The following is a 20846-nucleotide window of genomic DNA, read 5'->3' as shown; positions in this document are numbered from 1 at the left end:
ATCAACGGCATGTTGCGATCCTTTCCAGAAGTGATTTCAAAGGCTGGTCTTTATTTTTCGTCACCGGCTCTGCGCTTTTCGCCGCGAACAGGTGGGCATAGTTCTCGGCGGCGGGCGCGGGTCGGGGGGCCATTCTCGGCGGCGGAGCCATTGCCGGTTCAGGCGCCGGGATGGGAGGCGCAGGGGCCACCGCAGGCTCCTGCCTGACCGGCTCCGGCGCGGCTGCGGCGGTCTCCACGACCGGCTGCGGGGCCGCTGGCGCGGCAGACGCAACAGGATCAGAGGCTGGCGCCGCTGCTACGGCCGCCTCTACCTGGCGGAACAGATCCGCAGGCACCGACTGCGGCAACGGCGCGGAGACCGAGCCTCCCAGCGCCAGGGAAGAGGGTTTCTCTGCGCCGGGATTCAGCTGATTGAGGATCGCCCAGTCTCCATGCTCCCGCGTGGCGGCTTGCGATGAAAGATCCTGAAATTTGAGGTTTTGCGTCCGCGTTTTTTCCTGAAAGCGCTGCAGATCATCATAATGGTTCATTGATAACCTCATGATTTTAAAAATTTCATATTACGTTTGTTGTTATTTTCTGGGTATATTTAAAATATCGTGACGTCTCTGGTATGGCAGAAAAAGCGCCGGTGGAGACGTACCAATACACACGATTGACAGGGTTATAATAGTTTAGATTTTGATTTTCGGTGTGATTCCACGGCAGAAGTATCGCTACACTAACATTTCCCTTTGAGAAGAATAGCCCCATTTTTTAGGTATGCGTACATCCTCAAGCCCCGCAACCACCGCGCTTCCCATTCGTTTTTATATAAAGGTATTTCGCGATGATAGAATCATAGCGTCAGATAAGTGAAAGAATAAACCTGAACCATTTTAATTTCTCTTTAATTCTATAAAAATGGACTGAAAGTCTTATTTTTTCGGATAATCGACGAAGAATGCTCCGAGAGCGTGGCATTCACTGCGATAAAAGGCGATATCGTCGGATTTCATCTCCGGCGGGAGAGAAACTCCCGGTCATCGGACCGGGAGCGTGCCATCAGGCGTGGGGCTTTTGCGGATTCTCATCCTGGTCGACGGCAAAGCAGGCCACCAGCTGGCCGCCGTAATCCTTCAGCTGCGGCTGAAGCTGGGTGCAGGGGCCGAAGCGCCGGCGGCAGCGCGCGTTGAAGGCGCAGCCCGGCGGCGGATTCAGCGGGCTCGGCAGCTCGCCGGTCAGCTTAATCCGCTCGCGACGGTCGTCCGGGTTCAGACGCGGCGTCGCCGACAACAGCGCCTGGGTGTATGGATGACGCGGATTGTTAAAGATCTGCTCCTTGGTGCCCTTCTCCACGCAGCGGCCGAGATACATCACCATCACTTCATCAGCGATATGCTCGACGACCGACAGGTCGTGGGAGATAAACACGTAGGACAGCCCTAAATCCTGCTGCAGATCCATCATCAGGTTCAGCACCTGAGCGCGTACCGAAACGTCCAGCGCGGAGACCGGCTCATCGGCAATCACCACGTCCGGATCGAGCATCAGCCCGCGGGCAATGGCGATACGCTGGCGCTGGCCGCCGGAGAACATATGCGGGTAGCGATCGTAATGCTCTGTTTTCAGGCCCACTTTCGCCATCATCGCCAGCGCTTTTTCGCGGCGCTGCTCTTTGCTCAGGCTGCTGTTAATCAGCAGCGGCTCTTCCAGAATCTGCCCCACTTTTTTACGCGGGTTCAGAGAACCGTAGGGGTTCTGGAACACAATCTGGATTTTTTGCCGCCGCAGCTTCTGCGCCTGCGGGTCGTGCTTAAGCAGATCCTGCCCCTGATAATAGAGCTCGCCGCCGGTGGGAATTTCAATCATCGTCAGCAGACGACCGAGGGTCGATTTACCGCAGCCCGACTCCCCCACCACCGCCAGCGTTTTACCGCGCTCAAGGGTAAAGGAGACGCCGTCCAGCGCCTTCACCAGCCGTTCCGGGGCGAATAACCCCTTCTTCACCGGGTAGTGTTTTTTCAGATCAATGGCCTGCAACAGCGGTTGTGGCGTGGCGGCCTTTTGCGTACTCATAATCCAGGCCTCCCGGCATCATCGAGTGGGTAGTGACATTTAGACTGGCGGCCGCCAGTGAGATCCGCGAGCGCCGGCTCTTCACTACGACATTTATCCGTAGCATAGGGGCAGCGCGGGTTCAGCAGGCAGCCGTTGGGACGGTCATATTTCCCCGGCACCACGCCCGGCAGCGACGCCAGACGCGCTTTATCCTGGGCGAACTCCGGCAGCGCGCGCAGCAGCGCCTGGGTGTATGGATGGCGCGGCGCGCGGAAAATATCCTTCGCATCGCCAGTCTCCACCACCTGACCGGCATACATAACGATAATTTTATGCGCGGCCTCGGCCACCAGCGCCAGGTCGTGGGTGATCAGCACCAGCGCCATATTCTCCTGCTGCTGCAGATCCAGCAGCAGCTCGATGATCTGCGCCTGAATGGTCACGTCCAGCGCGGTGGTCGGTTCATCGGCAATCAGCAGTTTTGGCCGACAGGCGATGGCCATCGCGATCATCACGCGCTGGCTCATCCCGCCGGAAAGCTGATGCGGATAGACGTCCAGCCGCGACGCCGGATCGGGAATGCCCACCAGGTTCAGCAGGTCGATGGCCCGCTGGCGGCGGGTTTGCTTATTACCGCCCTGATGGACTTTAATCGCTTCCATAATCTGGTAGCCGACGGTATAGCACGGATTGAGGCTGGTCATCGGATCCTGGAAGATCATCGCCACCTCCACCCCCACCAGCTGGCGCCGCTCTTTTTCAGAGATGCGCTGCAGATCGCGGCCGTTAAACTCCAGTTTGTCCGCCATCACCCGGCCGGGGTAATCAATCAGGCCCATAATCGCCAGCGAGCTGACGGATTTACCGGATCCAGACTCCCCGACGATGCCGACCACTTCGCCCTGCTTCACGCTATAGCTGATGCGGTCCACGGCGCGGAACGGCGCGTTTTCATCGCCGAAATGCACCGATAATTTATCTACATTCAATAACGCCATCTCGAACCTCTTACTGCTTCAGTTTGGGATCGAGCGCGTCACGCAGACCGTCACCCATCAGGTTAAATGCCAGCACCGTCAGCAGGATCGCCACGCCCGGGAAGGTCACCACCCACCAGGCGCTCTGTGCGAACTGCAATACGTCGGAGAGCATGGTGCCCCACTCCGGCGTCGGCGGCTGCGCGCCCATGCCGAGGAACCCCAGCGCGGCCATGTCGAGAATGGCGTTAGAGAAGCCCAGCGACGCCTGAACGATCAGCGGCGCGAGACAGTTAGGCAGAATATTGACGAACATCTGGCGCATCGCCCCGGCGCCCGCCACGCGGGAGGCGGTCACGTAGTCGCGGTTGACCTCCACCAGCACCGCCGCGCGCGTCAGACGCACGTAGTGCGGGAGCGCCACGAAGGTGAGCGCCAGCGAGGCGTTAACGATGGAGGGCCCGAAGATAGCCACCAGCACCAGCGCCAGCAGCAGACTCGGCAGCGCCAGCATAATATCGACGACGCGCATGATGACCGAGTCCACCACCCCGCCGAAATAGCCCGCCACCAAACCGAGCACCACGCCGAGGATCAGCGACAGGACCACCACCAGGCAGCCCACCAGCAGCGACAGGCGCGCGCCATACATCAGGCGAGACAGAATATCGCGGCCCACGTCGTCGGTGCCGAGCAGATGCGCCAGGCTGCCGCCCTCCTGCCAGAACGGGGGCGCCAGCAGCGAATCACGGAACTGATCCGCCGGGTTATACGGGGCGAGGAAGTTGGCGAACACGGCGATAATGATCATCACCGCCACGTACACCAGACCAACCACCGCCCCTTTATTGCGCTTGAAATAGTGCCAGAACTCCTGCAGCGGGGTCATGGGCACCGGCGCAGCGATAACTTTATTTTCAGTAACTTGTGACATGATGGCCCCTTACTTCTTATGCCGGATACGCGGGTTCACCACGCCGTACAGCAGGTCGACCAGCAGGTTGACGAGGATAATCATCGTCGCCACCAGCAGCACCCCGCCCTGCACCACCGGATAATCGCGACGCTGCAGCGCGTCGATCAGCCAGCGGCCTAAACCAGGCCATGAGAAAATGGTTTCCGTCAGGATGGCGCCCGCCAGCAGCGTGCCCACCTGCAGGCCAATCACCGTGACCACCGGCAGCATCGCGTTACGCAGCGCGTGGATCACAATCACCCGCATCCGGGTCAGGCCTTTGGCGCGCGCGGTACGGATGTAGTCTTCGCCGAGCACTTCCAGCATCGACGACCGGGTCATACGCACAATCACCGCCAGCGGAATGGTGCCCAGCACGATGGCGGGCAGGATCATATGCATTAAGGCGTCAATAAAGTCGCCCTGCTCGCCCCAGATGGCGGTGTCGATCAGCATAAAGCCGGTCAGCGGCAGGGTATCGTCAAGGAACACCGTATCGCTGATGCGCCCGGAGACCGGCGTCAGGTTCAGCTGTACCGAAACCAGCATAATCAACATCATGCCCCACCAGAAGATAGGCATCGAGTAGCCGGTCAGCGCCAGGCCCACCGCGGTGTGGTCAAAGATGGAGCCGCGTTTTACCGCAGCCAGCACGCCCACCGGAATGCCGACGGCGACGGCGAAGATCATCGCGCAGACGCCCAGCTCAAGGGTGGCTTTAAAGCGCGGGACAAACTCCTGCCACACGGGAATGCGGCTTTTCAGCGAGATGCCTAAATCGCCGTGCAGCACGCCCCAGATATAGTGGGCATATTGCTGCCACAGCGGCTTATCAAGGCCCATTTCGGCCAGCAGCTGCGCGTGACGTTCGGGGGAAATACCACGTTCGCCCGCCATAATCATCACCGGATCGCCGGGGATCATATGGACGAAGGCAAAGGTGAGAAGGGTGATACCGATAAATGTCGGGATGACAAGTCCCAGACGTCGGAGAATAAACTGCAACATAACCCGGATTCTCTCTAGTGACGCCCCGCCTGGCGACAGGGCGTCTGTATTGCTCACAAAAGCATTCCCCGGAATAGCGGGAATACGCCCCCCACCTCTCCCACGCGGGGAGAGGGGGTCAGGCATCGTGCTTATTATTCGACAGAGACGTTATCGAAGTGGTGTTTACCCAGCGGATCCACCACATAGCCTTTGACTTCTTTACGCACTGGCTCGTAAACGGTGGAGTGAGCGATGATCAGCGCCGGAGCCTGGTCATGCATCACTACCTGAGCCTGTTTGTACAGTTCAATACGCTTGTTGTGGTCGTCGGTGGCGCGGGCCGGCTGAATCAGATCTTCAAACGGCTTATAGCACCAGCGCGAGTAGTTGGAGCCGTCTTTCGCCGCGGCGCAGCTGAACAGGGTCGCGAAGAAGTTGTCCGGATCCCCGTTGTCGCCGGTCCAGCCCATCATGACGGTCTGGTGCTCGCCCGCTTTCGCGCGTTTCAGATACTCACCCCACTCGTAGGTGACGATCTTGGCCTGGACGCCAATCTTGGCCCAGTCGGCCTGGATCATCTCCGCCATACGGCGGGCGTTCGGGTTATACGGACGCTGTACCGGCATCGCCCACAGGTCGATAGTGAAGCCTTTTTCCAGGCCCGCTTCTTTCAGCAGCTGCTTCGCCTTCTCCGGATCGTAGGTGTAGTCTTTGACGTCGTCGTTATAGCCCCACATGGTCGGCGGGATCAGGTTCTTCGCCGCCTGGCCTGCGCCCTGGTAAACCGCTTTGATGATCGCTTCTTTGTTAACCGCGTAGGTCAGCGCCTGACGAACTTTCACATCGTCCAGCGGTTTCTTCTCGGTGTTGAAGGAGAGATAACCGACGTTCAGACCCGGCTGTTCCAGCAGGGTAATGTTTTTATCTTCCTTCATGCGCGCGATGTCCGCCGGGTTAGGATACGGCATCACCTGGCACTCATTTTTCTGCAGCTTGGCGTAGCGCACGGAGGCATCCGGGGTGATGGAGAAGACCAGACGATCGATCTTCGGCTTGGTGCCCCAGTAGCCCGGGAAGGCTTTATACAGAATGCGGGAATCTTTCTGGTACTGCAGCAGCTGGAATGGACCGGTACCGATAGGATTGAGGTCTACTTTTTCCGGCGTGCCGGCTTTCAGCATGTTGTCGGCATACTCTTTAGAAAGAATGGAAGCGAAGTCCATGGCCAGGTCAGCGAGGAACGGCGCTTCCGGGCGGGTCAGGACGAACTGGACGGTTTTATCGTCCACTTTCTTCACTTCGCTAATCAGGTCTGGTAACCCCATCCCTTCAAAGTATTCATAGCTGCCGCCAGAAACTTTATGGTACGGGTTATTGGTATTCTTCTGACGATCGAAGGAGAACACCACGTCATCGGCGTTCAGGTCACGGGTTGGTTTAAAGTCTTTATTATCCTGCCACTTCACGCCCTGACGCAGGTGGAAAGTATAGGTTTTACCGTCCGCACTAACTTCCCATTTCTCAGCCAGCCCCGGAATAACTTCCGTCGTACCGGTTTTGAATTCGACCAGGCGGTTGTAGATGGGTACGGAACTGGCGTCATAGGTGGTGCCAGAGGTGAAGAGCTGTGGGTTAAAGCCTTCCGGCGAGCCTTCTGAACAATAAACCAGGGTTTTCGCTTGCACGCTGGCGGCGACGGTCATGGCGACCAGGCTCAGACCAAGCTTCAGCATCCCTGATTTCTTCAAGGAAATACTCATTATTCTGCTCCAAAACTGTGATGTTGTTTGCATATATCCGCCAGACCTTTATTTATTTTTATTCGTCATAATTCGAACCACGGATGCGTTGGCTGCGCTCGATTATCCCAGTCACATCGTTATCTATGTTCCTGGGGATTCGCAAACTTGCCGCCTTCCCGCAGCGCGAACTATTTAGAATATACCCGGTCCGGTCGGTGGTGCCCGAAGGCGTAGAGAGAGATGGGGATTCCTTTCGCAAAAACGACTGAGTTGCAGTACGGATTCTCCATGAAATGCCCCTCATGCCCTACAATCTGTCAACAGAATGGGGAAACGTCAATACAGCCAGCCGGGTTTTACATCCAGCGTGAGAAACGGCAGGCAAAGATTAAAAAAACTTCAAGACGCTATTTTCAGCAGAGAAATTTATGCTACAGGCGAATATGCAGAATAAAGACCTTATTAAGGTGCGACACCCAGTGGGAAACAATGCCAGCAAATGAGAAAAATTTCTTACTATGTGACCAATATGTGAGCGATTAATAGCGTGAACGTTAAAACGCACAGCGGAAAATGCTGCATTTAGCCATAAGCTTCGCGAAAAAAGATCTGTTCATCGATAAAAAAATGCAATGGAAGATGTCACAAAATAGCGAACAGCTGGCTGGAAATGGGGATAAAGACGTTTTTTGTGATTTTGATGGGGTTTTGGCCAGTAGCGCGCTGATGATGCCCGGCGGCGCTGCGCTTGCGCGGGCCTACGGAACACAAGTCGAACCTCCTGCCCCCGGAGGTTCTCATCCTCACTGGCTACAGATGCAAAAAAGCCTGCTCGTTGAGCAGGCTTTTTGAATTTGGTCGGTGATAGAGGATGACTCTCCACTTTGTGGCTCGCCCTGCGGGCCGTTGCTGACGCAACGTTCTCTCGCTCCGCTCGAGTCGAACCTCCTGCCCCCGGAGGTTCTCATCCTCACTGGCCGCAGATGCAAAAAAGCCTGCTCGTTGAGCAGGCTTTTCGAATTTGGTCGGTGATAGAGGATGACTCGCCACTACGTGGCTCGCCCTGCGGGCCGTTGCTGACGCAACGTTCTCTCGCTGCGCTCGAGTCGAACCTCCTGCCCCCGGAGGTTCTCATCCTCACTGGCCGCAGATGCAAAAAAGCCTGCTCGTTGAGCAGGCTTTTTGAATTTGGTCGGTGATAGAGGATGACTCGCCACTTTGTGGCTCGCCCTGCGGGCCGTTGCTGACGCAACGTTCTCTCGCTCCGCTCGAGTCGAACCTCCTGCCCCCGGAGGTTCTCATCCTCCCTGGCCGCAGATGCAAAAAAGCCTGCTCGTTGAGCAGGCTTTTCGAATTTGGTCGGTGATAGAGGATTCGAACCTCCGACCCCTTCGTCCCGAACGAAGTGCGCTACCAGGCTGCGCCAATCACCGAATGCGGGGCGCATCTTACTGCTGGGATGCACCCCCGTCAATGCCTTATTAGCAAAAAATCAATCAAGCGGCGAGAATCTCGCCACTATTGCTATTCCTTCGCCGCTTTCTTCGAAGCCGGCACGCGACACCAGTTGTTATTCTCATTGATCCCGCCATCCGGCGAGGTATAGCCGAGGCAGCCCATAATGGTGTCGTACAGCTCGACGTGGCGTCGCGGCACCTTCATCGCGGCCTGCTGCTGCAGATGGGCGAACGCGGCGGCATGATCGTGATTCTCCAGATATTTATCCGACATCCAGACCATCATCGGCACACGGAACTGTTCCGGCGGCGCCATCTTGCGCGGCGTACCGTGCAGATGTTCGCGCTCGTTAATCGACTCGCCATGGTCGGCGGCATAGAAGACAATCGCTTTCTTATCCCGCAGCTGGTCGAGGACGCTGACGATAAAGTGATCGACATAGGTCACGCTGTTGTCGTAGGAGTTAATCAGCTCCGCTTTAGAACATTTGTTGTCGACGCCGACACACTCCGGCTTCCACTGGGCGAAGCTGCGCGGATAGCGTTGGGTATAGTTAAAGTGCGAGCCTTTCGTATGCAGGATGATCAGGTGCTTACCGGAGGCGTTGCCCTGCGCCATACCGCGCTTCATCTCATCCACCAGCAGCATATCGTCAACGCTCTTGCCGCGGTTACGCGGTTCGGCGCCAATCTGCTCGCGATAGGCGATATTGTTAGCCATCGTGTTGCTGTAGAACCACATCTCACTCTGCATGGCGTACAGATTGCCGCTGAAGCCCAGTTGATGCAGCACCGCAAAGACGTTCTGCTCTTTGAGGGTCCGCTGCGGATTATCCTCTGCCCCGCCCTGACGCACAAACATGCAGCGTAACGACAGCTTGGTGGCGGTATCGCAGGAGTAGCCGCGGAAGGCGACCAGATTCTTCTCTTTCGCCAGCTCTGGCGTGGTGTTGCGGCTATAGCCGAGGATGCCCATATGATCCCAGCGGGTGGTTTCGCCAATGATAAACACCACGTAGGTGTCATCGAGCCCTTCCGGGGCGACGTAGGTAAATTTCTTCGCCGGGTTAATCAGCGATTTGTTGTCTGAGGATTCATCCACCTGCGCCCAGGCGTACAGCCCCAGCGCCGACAGCCAGTTCGATGGCAGGTAGGAGTTGGCGATCACCCCGCCGTAGCTCGGCATATCCACTTCAGAATGGCGCTCTACATCGTGTTGGCGCAGCTCAAGCAGGCGGATGGGGCCCCAGACGATGAGGCCGGCCAGCACCACGATCAGCACGTTTTTAACCCGCTGGCCCGGGGTACGCAGTTGGCGCAGCAGCGTATGACGGCAACGGTTGCTCCAGATAAACAGCAGCGGCGGGGCGCTCACCGCCGCCAGCCAGAGGATCAGATGCCAGCCGATGACCTCTTTCGACAGGTCGATATCGGTGGTCATCACCGAGGCGATAATCCCGTAGCCAATCACCACGTTGAGGAACGTCATGTAATAACTGGCGGCGGCGGAAAACAGAACAATCAGCGTCGCCAGAATGCGCCAGATACGGCGGCCGAACAGCGACAGAAGACGTAACAGGAAGAAGGTGACAAAGACCGTGGCCACCAGTTCAACGACACCGGAAAGCCCTTTCCAGATAGTGAACTCTTGAGCATAACCATCGAAACGCCGAAAAAAAACGGCGACGTTCATAAACCAGCCGATGTACAGCGCCAGCCAAAAACTAAGCTTCTGCTGCGTCATCGTTCTAATATATTTCATGCAAGCAAACCTGGAAAAAGAAGAATAAAACACCGCCTGACGCTGTGGCATGAGTCAGTAGGCTAATAGGGTGCGTTAGGGTTGGTTATCAGAAACCTCTACAAAGCGCGATAAGTAGACCACAGGGAACGGGAAAAGTATCAGGAGGGAATGTGATCCAGCCAAACATTTACAAAACATTTGGCTGGATTGGCACTATTTGCTTAGGGTATTAATCAGGGGCACGTTTCACGCTGCAGGTTTCAGGCGTGCGCCTCGCTATAGACACTGCCTTTCGGCTGACGAATGGTGGTGGAAAGCGCCAGCGAAATAATCAGCAGAGCGAAGATCACGCAGAAGGTGACGTAGAAGCCCCCGAACAGCGAAGCGATGAGGGAACCGCAGATGCTGCCGATACCAAAGCCCAGATAAATGACGCCATAATTTTTCGCCAGGTTGTTCAGACCGAAGAATTCACTGACCAGCGACGGGAAGACGGTGATGGTTCCGCCAAAGTTAAAGGCGACGCAGGCAATCGCGGCGAAAAAGGTCATGGCATTCAGCGGAGCGAACAGCAGCGCGGCCATCCCCACCAGCGACACCACCTGACCGAGGGTGATCACTCGAATGCGGGAGATTTTATCGGACAGGATACCTAACACCAGGCGACCGCTAAGGTTAGCGATTGAGATAACCGTTACCGCATTAGCCGCCGTGGCGACATCCAGATGGACCATCCCCTGCGCGATATCTTTCGCCACGCCAATCACATACAGACCGCTCATGCAGGCCGTCAGGAACATCACCGCCAGCATCCAGTACTGCGGTTTACGCATCGATTCGGCGAGAGTAAAGTCGTTTTCCACGACGCCGTTGGCCGCGGTGGTCGCCGTATGATTTGGCGCATCTTTCATCAGGGTCGCGCCAAAGACGATCATCACCAGCACGATAGCGCCCCAGATGACGAAGGTTTTTTCCAGACCGACGGTGGCCAGCAGATGAGTATCAATGAATTTGAACCCCAGGCTGCCGAGACCATAGGAACCGATGGAGAAGGCGGAAATCAACCCTTTGCGTTCCGGGAACCACTTCACGCAGTTCGACAGGGTCAGCAGATAACCGGCGCCGTCCGCCAGCCCCACCAGCACGCCCGCGCTCAGCCACAGCATCATCAGGCTGTTGGAGTGCGCGGTCAGGAAGAAGCCCAGTCCGAGCAGGATCCCGGAGGCCATGGTGACGCGCTTCACGCCGAAACGCTCCTGCAGCTTGCCGGCGACCGACGAGGAGAGCGCCAGCCCGAGGCTCAGCAGGCCAAAGGAGAAGGCGACCTGGCTGACCGGTTCGCCCAGTTTGTCAGACAGTGAACTGTTAAACAGGCTCCAGGTATAAACCGAACCGAGAGCGAATTGGGTGATGATGGTGCCGATAAGCGTAAGCCAGCGGGTCGATTGACGGTTTGCAGCGTTCATAGCAGTTGTCCTGATAAATTAACTGCCGCCACAATAGCGAAGGCCCCTCATCCAGTGGGGGAAAAAGGCATGAACTGCCATCAGCAGGGAATGAAATGCATTAATGGCGGAATGAATGGCATTGCATGACATTCATTCCGCGAATATCAGCAAAAAAGTTAGTGTGCGCTATCTCACAGAAATGCGCCATTACTGAGATTTAACAATAACCGCATCGTTTCAAACGCGTAACAATCCCCGCTCAAAAGTTGGCGCTGACCCCCATCAGATAGAGCGTATTTTCCCCCGACGGGACATTATCCGCCTGCGACAGGGTGGCCCATGCCGCCACATGCGATCCCAGCGGCATATCGGCGCCCAGGGTGACATCACTCCAGCCGCCCTCTCTGGCGCGAGTGGTCGGCGACCAGGCATCGCTGGCGAGCGACTGGTTATAGCTCACCTGAGCCCAGGGGTGCACACCCCACAGCGACTGATAATCCATACGCCAGCCGAGCGTGTTGACATATCCCATCTCGCCAACGCTTTTCGTCGCCGGCGCGCTGTAGTCGCTGCGCAGGCTGGCCACCGGCCCGGAGGTCATGCCGTTTGCCAGCAGATAATTCCAGCCGACGCTCATCCCACGGCTGCTGTCCGGCGGCGCCAGCCCCTGGTTTAACGCCAGTCCGCCCGGCGTTTCAGACGACTTCATCCGCTCGGCGAGGATATCTTCATAGCGTGGTTGGTGATCGCTATCCCATGTATAACGTTCCGACGTATTACTTTTTGTATCGATAGCGATATATTCCTGTTGCCAGGCATTCGCTCCAGAGACACACGATACCCAGACGGATACGCACACCGGGAACAAGAACCCCCGGAGGCCATTGCATTTCTTTATTATCATTAATGCGACTCCAGAAAAGAGCCGAATCGGCATTATTGCTGTGTTTTTTTGGGGATACGATTTCCCTGTATTAACTATTATCTTTATCTTTCAGTCGTCAAGCCGGGGCGTCCACTTTTTTAGCGCAGAGGGAGAAATAGCTATGCAGCGTTGCGGATGGGTGAGTCAGGATCCGTTATATATCGAGTATCACGATACCGAATGGGGTGTCGCGCAAAAAGCGTCCCAGCGGCTGTTTGAAATGATCTGCCTTGAAGGCCAGCAGGCCGGGTTGTCGTGGATCACGGTGTTAAAAAAACGGCAGAACTATCGCCAGGCTTTTCACCAGTTCGATCCGGTGCGCGTGGCGGCGATGGGGGACGATGATGTCGAGCGGCTGCTACAGGATACCGGGATTATCCGCCATCGGGGAAAAATCCAGGCCATTATCGGCAACGCCCGGGCGTATCTGGCGATGGAGGAAAATGGCGAGTCGTTCACTGATTTTGTCTGGTCTTTCGTCGACAATGCGCCGCAGGTCACCCGCGCGGCGACACTGGCGGAGATCCCGACCACGACGCCGGCCTCTGATGCGCTTTCTAAAGCGTTGAAAAAACGCGGCTTTAAGTTTGTCGGTTCGACAATCTGTTACTCTTTTATGCAGGCCTGCGGGCTGGTCAACGACCATGTCACCGGCTGCTTCTGTCACCCGGGAGGTCAGGATGATCCGCAAGTGGGTCGCTAAAGATAATACACCGCTGCTGGCCCTGTGGCTGGATAGTACGATCCATGCCCATCCCTTTATCAGCGAAAGCTACTGGCGCGACAGCGTCGCGGTGGTACGGGACGTCTATCTTCCCGCCGCCAGCACCTGGGTCTGGGAGCGCGACGGAGAGCTAAAAGGCTTTGTCAGCGTGCTGGAGTCCCGCTTCGTCGGCGCGCTGTTCGTCGCGCCGGACGCCATTCGCCAGGGCATTGGCCGGGCGCTGCTGGATGAAGTCAAGCAGCACTACGCCTGGCTTAGCCTTGAGGTTTATCAGAAAAACGAATCAGCGGTCAGTTTCTACCATGCGCAAGGCTTCCGCATTGAAGATTGCGCATGGCAGGACGATACTCAGCACCCCACCTGGATTATGCGCTGGCCGGCGGATCAAATGCTGTAAGCGGCAGCGCCGGGCCGGTATATTTCTCCAGCCACGCCAGGGCGGTGTTCCCGGCACAGCCGTTGCCCAGACGGGATGTCGGGATATCTTTGGTTAAGACGTTTACCGCCCCGTTTTTGCAGATGCCCGCCACCGGATCCAGGTCGGGCCACGCCCCTTCATGCAGGCATATCACCCCCGGGCGGATCCCCTCCGTCACCACCGCGCCGGCCAGCACCTGACCGCGGGCGTTCCACACCCGCACCAGATCGCCATCGGCAATCCCCCGCGCCCGGGCATCCTGCGGATGAATAGTCAACGGTTCGCGTCCGGCGACGGCATAGCGTTCGCGCAGCGCGGAGTAGTTCAGTTGACTGTGCAGACGGTGTGCCGGATGGGCCGACAGCAGCTGCAGCTGCCCCGTCTCGGCGTTGCCATGCCACTCGTCGGGCTCCAGCCACATCGGGTGCGGCGGGCAGTCGGCGTAGCCAAAGGCGGCGATGGTCGGCGAGTGGATCTCAATTTTACCGCTCGCCGTTTTCAGCGGGTTGGCCAGGGGATCGTCGCGGAAGGCGGCGAAGCGGATGAAACGGGCATTCTCCGGCGCCTCCGGCATCTCAATCAGCTGGTTAGCCTGCCAGAATTCGGCAAACGGCGGCAGCGTCACCTGCTGCTGGGCGCCGCGCCGGGCGGCCATCTGATAGAAGGTCTCCAGCCACTGCAGATCGCTCTTCCCTTCGGTAAAGCGCTCGCGGCCGCCCGCCTCCCAACGTTCGCTGAGGTCGGCAAAGACCGCGAAATCATCGCGCGCTTCACCCCGCGGGGCGACCACCTGTTTCATCGGCACCAGATGCTGATTGCTGTAGTCCCCGGTCATCGTCAGATCGTTGCGCTCAAACGAGGTGGTCGCCGGCAGAACGATATCGGCATGACGCGCGGCGGCGGTCCAGAAGCATTCGGAGATGACGATAAGCTCTGGTTTCTGCCAGGCCTGAATCAGGCGATTGGTATCCTGGTGATGAGTAAAGTTGGCGCCGCCGGCCCACCAGATAAAGCGAATATCGGGGAAGCGCCGCGCCATGCCGTTGTGCTGATACTCCGCACCCGGTTTCTCCAGCGCCTCGACAATCCGCGCGACCGGGATCTTCTCCACGGCGTCCACGCCACCGGCCACGCTCCCCTGCATCGAGCCCAGCACCGCCGCGCGGCGGGTCGGGTTGCCGCCGTTGGCGAAATGGTAGGAAAGCCCAAACCCGCCCCCCGGGGTGCCAATCTGCCCCAGCATCGCGGCCAGGGTGACCAACATCCAGTGTTTCTGCTCGCCATACTGCTGGCGCTGCATGCCCCAGCCAGACATCAGCATGGTGGTGTTTTCGTGGAAAAGTTTCGCCAGTTCGCGGATCTTATCTGCTGAGACACCGCAAATAGCCGCCGCCCAGTCGGCGGTTTTCGCCACGCCGTCGCTTTCACCGGTCAGATAGCGGGCAAAAATCTCGTAGCCGCTGGCGCAGCGGGCAAGAAACTCGTCGTCCTGCCAGCCATTCTCCACCAGCGTATGGGCGATACCCAGCATCAACGCGACGTCGGTGCCCATATGCGGCGCGATCCACTCCATCGAATCGCCAAAGAAATCGACCGTTTCCGATCGCATCGGATCGATGCAGATCAAGCGCTTGCCGCTCTGGCGCAGCCGGTCGAACCACGGGATACCCTGCTCGTCGGAGGCGTTCCAGGCAATTTTCAGCGTGTTCAGCGGGTTGGCGCTCCACAGCACCACTACCTCGCTGTGCTCCAGCACCAGCGGCCAGCTGGTCTGCTGCTGATACACCTCATTGCCCCCCACGACGTAAGGCATGATCGCCTGCGCCGCGCCGGTGGAGTAATCCCCGAGATGGCCGGTGTAGCCGCCCGCCAGGCTCATATAGCGCTGCAGCAGGGTGGCCGCCTTATGCAGGACGCCGTTAGAACGCCAGCCGTAGGAGCCGGCAAAAATGGAGGCCGGTCCGTAGCTTTCGCGGATCCGACGATGCTGGGCATCGATCAGATCCAGCGCCTGCTCCCAGCTCACCCGCACAAATTCATCCTGACCGCGGAGCCCCTGGGGCTTGTCCGGAGAGGCGAGAAAGCCTTTGCGCACCATCGGGTAGCGCACGCGGGTTTTGCTGTGCACCTGGTCGCGCACCGCCGTTTGCAGCGAATTGGCAAACGGCGTCGCCAGCGCGCCGCGGGAGGAGAGGACGTTTTCCCCGTCCGTTTCCACCAGCATCGGTCCCCAGTGGGCGGCGGTTAAAATGGTTTTGGTTGCAGATGAGGTTGGCAAAGGCGGCTCCTGGTCAGCGAAGGCAGGTGTGGTGACGGCGCGATCGACGCCGTTCAATGTTATTTACAAAATGAGATGGTATGCGGGGAATTTTCTACGTATTCGCGCGTCATAATCAACCGTCACGTTCGCTGTGGCAAAGAATAAAAAGGATTAAGGACATTAAATGAAAAAACGCGTACTTATGATTGCGGCTCTGGTCAGCGGCACCCTGGCCGTTTCCGGCTGCACCACCAACCCCTATACCGGTGAGCGTGAAGCTGGCAAATCCGGTATTGGCGCAGGTATTGGCTCCTTAGTGGGCGCTGGCGTCGGCGCGCTTTCCTCCTCCAAACACGACCGCGGCAAAGGCGCGCTGATTGGCGCAGCGGCAGGCGCGGCGCTGGGCGGCGGCATTGGCTACTACATGGACGTGCAGGAAGCGAAGCTGCGCGACAAAATGCAGGGAACCGGGGTCAGCGTGACGCGAAATGGTGACAACATCGTGCTGAACATGCCGAATAACGTCACTTTCGACAGCAACAGCGCCAACCTGAAACCGGCCGGCGCCAACACCCTGACCGGCGTGGCCATGGTGCTGAAAGAGTATGAGAAAACCGCCGTTAACGTCGTCGGCTACACCGACAGCACCGGCAGTAAAGACCTGAATATGCGTTTGTCGCAGCAGCGTGCTGACAGCGTCGCCAGCGCGCTGATCACCCAGGGCGTGGCGGCCAACCGCATTCGCACCACCGGCATGGGCCCGGCGAACCCCATCGCCAGCAACAGCACGGCGGAAGGCAAGGCGCAGAACCGTCGCGTGGAAATCACCCTCAGCCCGCTGCAATAAGCGCATCCTCATGTTGCCCGGCCGCGCCTCTGCCGGGCAAAATACTTGATATCGCTATTTTTCGCGCTAAGGTGTTGGCAGATTTTCAGCAAAGGAAGCCACCATGGCGAAAGCGGCGCGTGCAACCATTAGCGATGTGGCGAAAGCCGCAAAGACCGGCAAAACCAGCATTTCACGGTATCTTAACGGCGAGAAGCATCTGCTTTCCGACGATCTGTTATCACGTATTGAACAAGCCATTGCCGAACTCGACTACCGCCCCAGCCTGATGGCCCGCGGCCTCAAGCACGGCCGAACCCGCCTCATCGGCCTGATCATCGCCGATATCACCAACCCCTATTCGGTCAACGTTATGAGCGGCATTGAAGCGGCCTGCCGGGAAAAGGGCTTCACTCTGCTGGTGTGTAACACCAATAACGAGCTGGATCAGGAGCTGCACTACCTCGACCTGCTGCGCAGCTACCAGGTGGAAGGCATCGTCGTCAACGCGGTCGGCATGCGGGAGGATGGCCTGAACCGCCTGCAGCAGTCGGCCCTGCCGATGGTGCTGATTGACCGTAAAATCCCCGATTTCGCCTGCGATGTGGTCGGGCTTGATAACGCCCAGGCCGCCACCACCGCCACCGAACACCTGGTGGAGAAAGGCTTTGAGGCCATCCTGTTTCTTAGCGAACCACTGGGGTCAGTCAATACCCGCCGCGAGCGCCTGAGCGCCTTCCGCGCCACGCTCACCCGCCACCACGGCGTGGTGGCCGAAAACGCCGAAGTGCAGCTCAACGACGGCGCGATGATGGACAACGTCCTGCGCCAGTTCCACGCCCGCCACCGCGGGATGCGCAAAGCGGTGATCTCCGCCAACGGCGCACTGACGCTGCAGGTGGCCCGCGCCCTGAAGCGCGTCGGCCTGATCTGGGGCAGCGATATCGGCCTGCTGGGCTTCGACGAACTGGAGTGGGCGGAGCTGGCTGGCGTCGGCATCACCACCCTCAAACAGCCGACGTGGCAGATCGGCTACGCGGCGGTGGAACAGGTGATTCGGCGCATTGCTGGCAGTAACGACCCCATCTGCGAGCGGGTCTTCTCCGGCGAGCTTATCGTCCGCGGATCAACTTCCCGTTAACGATCCTTCGTGATGCCGATCATAAATTAAACATCTCGCCCTTTCTTATGGAACCGATACCATCTAGCGTAATAAGGAGATTAAGCAACAAACGCCGGGAGTAAGAGCGCGATGGCCAGAAAAATTATTGTCGTTACCGCTGCGTATGGTAATGACCATGTTAAATCCTTAGGCGGCCAGGCCGCCGTCCTGCCGTTTATCGCCGACGCCGGCGCGGACGGCGTCGAAATCCGCCGCGAGCTGTTCAGCGCCGAAGAGCTCAACGCCCTGCCGACGCTGGCGGCCACCATTGAGCGCCACGGCCTGCTGGCCTGCTACTCCGCGCCCCAGGCGCTGTTCGCCGACAACGGCGAGCTTAACCCGCATCTCCCGACGCTGCTCGCGGAAGCGCAGACTCTTAACGCCCTGTGGCTGAAGCTCTCCCTTGGCCATTTCCGCCACAACCAGCAGCTCGACGAACTGCGCCATATCCTCAGCGACAGCGGCATGGCGCTGGTGGTGGAGAATGACCAGACCGACTGCGGCCAGCTGGCGCCGATGCAGCGCTTCAAAGCCGCCTGTCGGGTCCATCAGCTGCCGATCACCTTAACGTTTGATATGGGCAACTGGCTGTGGGTCGGCGATTCGCCGGAAGAGGCCGCCCGCCATCTTGCGCCGGCGGTCAGCTATATTCATGTAAAAGCGGCGGAGCCTCATCAGGAGAAGTTCCGCGCTGTGCCGCCGGATCAGGCCGCCGACCGCTGGCTGGCCCTGCTCGATAATCTTCCCGCCGACGCGCCGCGTGGAATCGAGTTTCCGCTGACTGGCCATGACCTGACGGCCGTGACCCGCCGCTACGTCAACCTGTTACGCGAGGAATAAGCCGTGGAAAATTTAGATGTCATCACCATCGGCGAAGCTATGGCCATGTTTGTCGCCACCGAAACCGGCGATCTGGCCGAGGTGGAGCATTTTATGAAACGTGTCGCCGGCGCTGAGCTGAACGTCGCCACCGGCCTGGCGCGCCTGGGTCTGAAGGTCGGCTGGGTCAGCCGCGTCGGCAACGACAGCTTTGGCCGCTTCGTACTGCAATCGCTGGCGAAAGAGGGGATCGATAGCCACGCTGTCGCCATCGACAACCGCTTCGCTACCGGTTTCCAGATGAAATCGAAAGTTGAAAATGGAACCGATCCCATTGTGGAATATTTCCGTAAAGGTTCTGCCGCCAGCCATCTGTCGCCGGACGATTTTCGCGCCGACTACTTCACCAGCGCCCGTCATCTGCACCTGAGCGGTGTGGCCGCCGCGCTCTCTGAAAGCTCATATGCGCTGCTGGAGCATGCGGCGAAGGTCATGAAAGCCGAGGGCAAAACCCTCTCTTTCGACCCCAATCTGCGGCCGGTGCTGTGGAAAAGCGAAGCCGAGATGGTGGAGAAACTCAACCGTCTCGCCTTCCAGGCTGACTGGGTTTTGCCAGGCTTAAAAGAGGGCGTCATCCTCACCGGCCAGCAGACCCCGGAGGGGATCGCCGATTTCTATCTCTCGCGCGGCGTCAAGGCGGTGGTCATTAAAACCGGCTGCGACGGCGCCTGGTTCAAGAGCGCCAGCGGCGAACAGGGAACGGTTGATGCCATTAAAGTCGAAAACGTCGTCGATACCGTCGGCGCCGGCGACGGCTTTGCCGTCGGGGTGATTAGCGCCCTGCTGGAAGGCAAAACCCTGCTTCAGGCGGTGAACCGCGGCAATAAAATCGGTTCGCTGGCCATTCAGGTCCAGGGCGACAGCGAGGGGCTGCCCACCCGCGACGCGCTGGGCGAATAACATTTATACGCAACAATAACAGCCGTCCTGTACCCTACCTGCAGCGCGGCACAGCAGCGTCCGTTTCGACGGACGTATGTCACCTCATTGACAGAGGCAAGCCTATGAATAGCTCAACAAATGCAACGAAACGCTGGTGGTACATCATGCCTATCGTGTTTATCACGTATAGCCTGGCGTACCTCGACCGCGCCAACTTCAGCTTCGCCTCCGCGGCAGGCATTACCGAAGACCTGGGCATCACCAAGGGGATCTCCTCCCTGCTGGGGGCCCTGTTCTTCCTCGGCTACTTCTTCTTCCAGATCCCCGGCGCTATCTATGCGGAGCGCCGCAGCGTTCGCAAACTGATCTTTATCTGCCTGATCCTGTGGGGCGGCTGCGCCTCCCTGACCGGGATTGTGCATAATATCCCGGCGCTGGCGGCCATTCGCTTTATCCTCGGCGTCGTCGAGGCGGCGGTGATGCCGGCGATGCTGATCTATATCAGCAACTGGTTCACCAAATCCGAGCGCTCGCGGGCCAATACCTTCCTGATCCTCGGCAACCCGGTGACGGTCCTGTGGATGTCGGTGGTCTCCGGCTACCTGATTCAGGCCTTCGGCTGGCGGGAAATGTTCATCATCGAAGGGGTGCCGGCGGTGATCTGGGCCTTCTGCTGGTGGGTGCTGGTGAAAGATAAACCGTCGCAGGTATCCTGGCTGGCGGAGAGTGAAAAAGCCGCGCTGCAGGAACAACTGGATCGTGAACAGCAGGGCATCAAAGCGGTGCGTAACTATGGCGAGGCCTTCCGCTCCCGCAACGTGATCCTGCTCTGCGCTCAGTACTTTGCCTGGAGCATCGGCGTGTACGGTTTTGTACTGTGGCTGCCGTCGATTATCCGCAGCGGCGGCGAAAATATGGGGATGGTGGAAGTGGGCTGGCTCTCTTCGGTTCCGTACCTGGCGGCGACTATCGCCATGATCGTGGTCTCCTGGGCCTCCGATAAAATGCAGAACCGTAAACTGTTCGTCTGGCCGCTGCTGCTGATTGGCGGACTGGCCTTCATCGGCTCCTGGGCGGTCGGCGCCAACCACTTCTGGGTCTCTTACACCCTGCTGGTGGTGGCTGGTGCGGCAATGTATGCGCCTTACGGCCCCTTCTTCGCCATTATTCCGGAAATGCTGCCACGCAACGTCGCCGGCGGCGCGATGGCGCTGATCAACAGCATGGGCGCCCTGGGCTCCTTCTGCGGCTCGTGGTTTGTCGGCTACCTGAACGGCGCCACCGGCAGCCCCGCAGCTTCCTATATTTTTATGGGGGTGGCGCTTTTCGCCTCAGTATGGCTGACTTTGATTGTTAAGCCTGCTAATAATCAAAACCTTCCACTTGGCGCTCATCACGCCTGAACGACTCACACT

18 protein-coding genes, 1 tRNA gene, 3 other RNA genes and 1 pseudogene are annotated in these 20846 nt (G+C 58.4%); 8 read left to right on the top strand and 15 right to left on the bottom strand.

Annotation, left to right across the window (positions count from 1 at the left end):
* Nucleotide 1: 1 nt before the first annotated feature.
* From ABLV52_RS09080 to dppA, 7 genes and pseudogenes are all read right to left on the bottom strand, one after another.
* Nucleotides 2–532 carry a cellulose biosynthesis protein BcsO gene (locus ABLV52_RS09080; RefSeq protein ID WP_048298551.1) on the bottom strand — a complete coding sequence of 177 codons (531 nt, stop codon included), beginning with the start codon at nt 530–532 and terminating at the stop codon, nt 2–4.
* Nucleotides 533–848: 316 nt separating this feature from the next.
* Nucleotides 849–1028 (bottom strand): annotated as a pseudogene (locus ABLV52_RS09075) (hypothetical protein).
* Between the two features lie 18 nt (nt 1029–1046).
* The gene (dppF, locus tag ABLV52_RS09070; protein ID WP_023291307.1) at nt 1047–2060 is read right to left on the bottom strand and encodes a dipeptide ABC transporter ATP-binding subunit DppF; all 1014 of its coding nucleotides are present in this window, start codon (nt 2058–2060) and stop codon (nt 1047–1049) included.
* A complete protein-coding gene (dppD, locus tag ABLV52_RS09065) occupies nt 2057–3040 on the bottom strand; it encodes a dipeptide ABC transporter ATP-binding protein (protein WP_348890294.1) in 984 nt (327 codons plus the stop codon). The genes dppF and dppD overlap by 4 nt, the downstream gene beginning before the upstream one ends.
* A gap of 10 nt (nt 3041–3050) precedes the next feature.
* The gene (gene dppC / locus ABLV52_RS09060) at nt 3051–3953 is read right to left on the bottom strand and encodes a dipeptide ABC transporter permease DppC (protein WP_023291309.1); all 903 of its coding nucleotides are present in this window, start codon (nt 3951–3953) and stop codon (nt 3051–3053) included.
* 9 nt (nt 3954–3962) lie between these two features.
* The gene (dppB, locus tag ABLV52_RS09055) at nt 3963–4982 is read right to left on the bottom strand and encodes a dipeptide ABC transporter permease DppB (protein WP_002921786.1); all 1020 of its coding nucleotides are present in this window, start codon (nt 4980–4982) and stop codon (nt 3963–3965) included.
* A 134-nt stretch (nt 4983–5116) separates the two neighbouring features.
* The gene (gene dppA / locus ABLV52_RS09050; protein ID WP_032454329.1) at nt 5117–6724 is read right to left on the bottom strand and encodes a dipeptide ABC transporter periplasmic-binding protein DppA; all 1608 of its coding nucleotides are present in this window, start codon (nt 6722–6724) and stop codon (nt 5117–5119) included.
* Between the two features lie 555 nt (nt 6725–7279).
* On the opposite strand from dppA, the gene ABLV52_RS09045 reads away from it, so the two are divergent.
* Nucleotides 7280–7558, top strand: coding sequence for a hypothetical protein (locus tag ABLV52_RS09045; protein WP_232711961.1), 279 nt, complete (start codon nt 7280–7282; stop codon nt 7556–7558).
* A gap of 3 nt (nt 7559–7561) precedes the next feature.
* Here ABLV52_RS09045 and ABLV52_RS09040 read toward each other — a convergent pair.
* The 7 genes from ABLV52_RS09040 to ABLV52_RS09010 form a co-directional block, all read right to left on the bottom strand.
* Nucleotides 7562–7694, bottom strand: a non-coding RNA gene (locus tag ABLV52_RS09040) — RtT sRNA.
* A 34-nt stretch (nt 7695–7728) separates the two neighbouring features.
* Nucleotides 7729–7861, bottom strand: a non-coding RNA gene (locus tag ABLV52_RS09035) — RtT sRNA.
* Between the two features lie 34 nt (nt 7862–7895).
* Nucleotides 7896–8029, bottom strand: a non-coding RNA gene (locus tag ABLV52_RS09030) — RtT sRNA.
* A gap of 33 nt (nt 8030–8062) precedes the next feature.
* Nucleotides 8063–8139 (bottom strand) — tRNA-Pro (locus tag ABLV52_RS09025).
* A 91-nt stretch (nt 8140–8230) separates the two neighbouring features.
* Entirely contained in the window at nt 8231–9925 is a 1695-nt protein-coding gene (eptB, locus tag ABLV52_RS09020) for a kdo(2)-lipid A phosphoethanolamine 7''-transferase (RefSeq protein ID WP_348890293.1), read from the bottom strand.
* Between the two features lie 242 nt (nt 9926–10167).
* Nucleotides 10168–11373, bottom strand: coding sequence for an MFS transporter (locus ABLV52_RS09015; protein WP_023291312.1), 1206 nt, complete (start codon nt 11371–11373; stop codon nt 10168–10170).
* 241 nt (nt 11374–11614) lie between these two features.
* Nucleotides 11615–12259, bottom strand: coding sequence for an autotransporter outer membrane beta-barrel domain-containing protein (locus ABLV52_RS09010; protein ID WP_348890292.1), 645 nt, complete (start codon nt 12257–12259; stop codon nt 11615–11617).
* Nucleotides 12260–12401: 142 nt separating this feature from the next.
* Here ABLV52_RS09010 and tag point away from each other — a divergent pair, with 142 nt between their 5' ends.
* On the top strand, nt 12402–12983 hold the full coding sequence (gene tag / locus ABLV52_RS09005; RefSeq protein ID WP_064158048.1) for a DNA-3-methyladenine glycosylase I: 582 nt from the start codon (nt 12402–12404) through the stop codon (nt 12981–12983).
* Nucleotides 12961–13401 (top strand): N-acetyltransferase, encoded by a 441-nt coding sequence (locus tag ABLV52_RS09000; RefSeq protein WP_032454332.1) that lies wholly within the window; start codon nt 12961–12963, stop codon nt 13399–13401. Before tag ends, ABLV52_RS09000 begins: the two co-directional genes overlap by 23 nt.
* Here the strand turns inward: ABLV52_RS09000 and ABLV52_RS08995 are convergent.
* On the bottom strand, nt 13370–15700 hold the full coding sequence (locus tag ABLV52_RS08995; protein ID WP_348890291.1) for a molybdopterin guanine dinucleotide-containing S/N-oxide reductase: 2331 nt from the start codon (nt 15698–15700) through the stop codon (nt 13370–13372). The two genes, ABLV52_RS09000 and ABLV52_RS08995, sit on opposite strands and share 32 nt — an antisense overlap.
* Nucleotides 15701–15866: 166 nt before the next feature.
* Between ABLV52_RS08995 and ABLV52_RS08990 the strand changes: the two genes are divergently transcribed.
* From ABLV52_RS08990 to ABLV52_RS08970, 5 genes are all read left to right on the top strand, one after another.
* Nucleotides 15867–16529 carry an OmpA family lipoprotein gene (locus ABLV52_RS08990; protein WP_023291317.1) on the top strand — a complete coding sequence of 221 codons (663 nt, stop codon included), beginning with the start codon at nt 15867–15869 and terminating at the stop codon, nt 16527–16529.
* A 103-nt stretch (nt 16530–16632) separates the two neighbouring features.
* Nucleotides 16633–17649 carry a LacI family DNA-binding transcriptional regulator gene (locus ABLV52_RS08985; RefSeq protein ID WP_023291318.1) on the top strand — a complete coding sequence of 339 codons (1017 nt, stop codon included), beginning with the start codon at nt 16633–16635 and terminating at the stop codon, nt 17647–17649.
* Nucleotides 17650–17760: 111 nt separating this feature from the next.
* Nucleotides 17761–18510 carry a xylose isomerase gene (locus tag ABLV52_RS08980; protein WP_044525022.1) on the top strand — a complete coding sequence of 250 codons (750 nt, stop codon included), beginning with the start codon at nt 17761–17763 and terminating at the stop codon, nt 18508–18510.
* Nucleotides 18511–18513: 3 nt separating this feature from the next.
* The gene (locus tag ABLV52_RS08975) at nt 18514–19449 is read left to right on the top strand and encodes a sugar kinase (protein ID WP_008806889.1); all 936 of its coding nucleotides are present in this window, start codon (nt 18514–18516) and stop codon (nt 19447–19449) included.
* Nucleotides 19450–19553: 104 nt separating this feature from the next.
* On the top strand, nt 19554–20834 hold the full coding sequence (locus ABLV52_RS08970; protein ID WP_004205006.1) for an MFS transporter: 1281 nt from the start codon (nt 19554–19556) through the stop codon (nt 20832–20834).
* Nucleotides 20835–20846: the final 12 nt, after the last annotated feature.

Origin of the sequence: Klebsiella sp. GB_Kp056 (genome assembly GCF_040064755.1) — a bacterium.
Taxonomy (GTDB): Bacteria; Pseudomonadota; Gammaproteobacteria; order Enterobacterales; family Enterobacteriaceae; genus Klebsiella; species Klebsiella quasipneumoniae.
Note: the sequence above shows the minus strand (reverse complement) of the source record. Positions and strands in the feature narration are given on the sequence as shown.